Raw genomic sequence first — 2,013 nt, 5'->3', positions numbered from 1 at the left:
CGCGGCGGGGAGGGAACTGCCGAGCCGGTGGAAGATCCTCTGCAGCGTCGAGGCGCACTCCTCGAACAAGTCGGCCGCGCGCGTGATGGATGCCGACGTGCTGCTGGTGCCGGCGGGAGAGGACGGCGTGCTGCGTGCCGAGGGCGTCCGCGAGGCGCTGGCCGAGCACGGGGACGAGATCTGCGCGGTGGTCGCGACCGGGGGATCGACGAACTTCGGCATCGTCGACGACATCGCCGGCATCGCTGCACTCAAGGACGAGTTCGACTTCTGGCTGCACATCGACGGCGCCTACGGCCTCACGGCCATGCTGGCCCCGGAGGCTCGGCACCTGTTCGCGGGTGTGGAGCGCGCCGACTCGGTCATCGTCGACCCGCACAAGTGGCTGTTCGCTCCGTTCGACTGCTGTGCCCTGATCTACCGCGACCCCGACAGCGGACGTCGGGCGCACACGCAGCACGCCGAGTACCTCGACATCCTGACCGACGTCGACGAGTTCAGTCCCTCGGACTATTCGATCCAGCTCACTCGTCGACCGCGCGGTCTGCCGATGTGGTTCTCGGTCGCGACGTACGGCGTGACGGCATACCGCGAGGCCGTGAGCGCCGGTCTCGCTCTGACCCGGCGGATCGCCGACGAGATCGCCCGACGCTCCGAACTGAAGCTGGTGCGCGACCCGCAGCTGTCGATCGTGGTGTTCGAGCGCGAGGGATGGGAGCGCGCCGACTACGACCGCTGGTCGGCCGCCCTGCTCGACTCGCAGCGGGCCTTCGTGGTGCCCAGCTCCCACGCCGGTCGTCCGAACACGCGCTTCGCGATCCTGAATCCGCTCACCACGTTCGAAGACCTCGTCGGCATCCTCGACACCATGAGGTAGGCGAGGCGGACTCGACCTGCAGCGTGGGCAGGTCAGGCGGTGATTCCGGCCAGCAGACGGTGCAGGCCGTACTCGAAGGCACGATCGACGTCGCCGCCGAGGCGGAACGCCCCGGACAGCTCCATCTGCAGGAAACCCGTGGCCCACGCCGTGAAGAAGCGCGCGGCGTCGAGGGCGTCTTCCTGCCCGACCAGGGCGGAGGCGGTGCGGATCAGGGGCGCGGCTGACCGTTCGAGGGCATCGTGCGGGGCCGCGATCGTGAACATGAGGCGGAAGCCCTCCGGATGCCGGTGCGCGAAGTCGCGATAGGCGTGCGCGAGCGCACCGATGTCGTCGCCCGCGGCTTCGAGACGTGCGGTGAGCGCGTCGATCGAGGCTGCGGCGACGGCGGAATGCAGTGCGTCACGGTCTCGCACGCGCTTGTACAGCGAGGGGGCGCGGACCCCCACCCGTTCTGCGACGGCCTGCATCGTGAGCCCGGAGGGACCGGCGACCTCGAGGATCTCCCGCCCGGCGGCGACGATCTCCTCGGTGGATGTGCGTTCGGGTGTCGGCATCGATCCTCCTGTGACGGCTGCTGACAGCCATGGCTATTGACATTAGCCATGATAGCTACGTATCGTAGCCATCGCAATCATCCCGAGAGGATCAGCCATGAAGCTCGCACCGCACCTGCACCGACTGGGCAACGACATCGTCGCCTCCTACCTCATCGACCTGCCGGAGGGGATCACGCTGATCGACGCCGGTCTCCCCGGGCACTGGCACGATCTGCAGCGCGAGCTCTCGACGATCGGGCGCCCTCTGTCCGATATCCGCGGTCTCGTGTTGACGCACGGCGACGGCGACCACATCGGCTTCGCCGAACGGCTGCGGAAGGAGGTCGGGGCACCGGTGTTCATCCACGAGGCCGACAGCCATCGGGTGCGCACCGGCGAGAAGCCCAAGACCCCCATGGGGCCGGCCAAGATCGGACCGACGCTCGGGTTCCTCACGTACGGGCTCCGCAAGAACGCGCTGCGCACGCCACACGTGTCGGTCGTGACCGAGGTGACAGACGGCGATGTGATCGACCTTCCGGGCGCGCCGGTCGTGCTCGGGATGCCCGGCCATTCGCCGGGGAGCATCGCGGTGCA

General features: G+C 68.7%; 3 protein-coding genes. 2 read left to right on the top strand and 1 reads right to left on the bottom strand.

Annotation, left to right across the window (positions count from 1 at the left end; translation table 11 throughout):
- On the top strand, positions 1-877 hold an 877-nt coding region (locus DSP71_RS09205), incomplete at its 5' end, for a pyridoxal-dependent decarboxylase (RefSeq protein ID WP_258546345.1).
- Between the two features lie 32 nt (positions 878-909).
- On the opposite strand, the gene DSP71_RS09200 is transcribed toward DSP71_RS09205, so the two are convergent.
- On the bottom strand, positions 910-1,434 hold the full coding sequence (locus tag DSP71_RS09200) for a TetR/AcrR family transcriptional regulator (protein ID WP_058632351.1): 525 nt from the start codon (positions 1,432-1,434) through the stop codon (positions 910-912).
- Between the two features lie 97 nt (positions 1,435-1,531).
- Here DSP71_RS09200 and DSP71_RS09195 point away from each other — a divergent pair.
- Positions 1,532-2,013 (top strand): MBL fold metallo-hydrolase (locus DSP71_RS09195; RefSeq protein ID WP_113680947.1); only part of this gene is annotated, 482 nt, incomplete at its 3' end.

It is taken from the genome of Microbacterium sp. H6, from assembly GCF_003314775.1.
GTDB lineage: Bacteria > Actinomycetota > Actinomycetes > Actinomycetales > Microbacteriaceae > Microbacterium > Microbacterium oxydans.
This window is presented reverse-complemented; position numbering and strand designations above follow the sequence as displayed.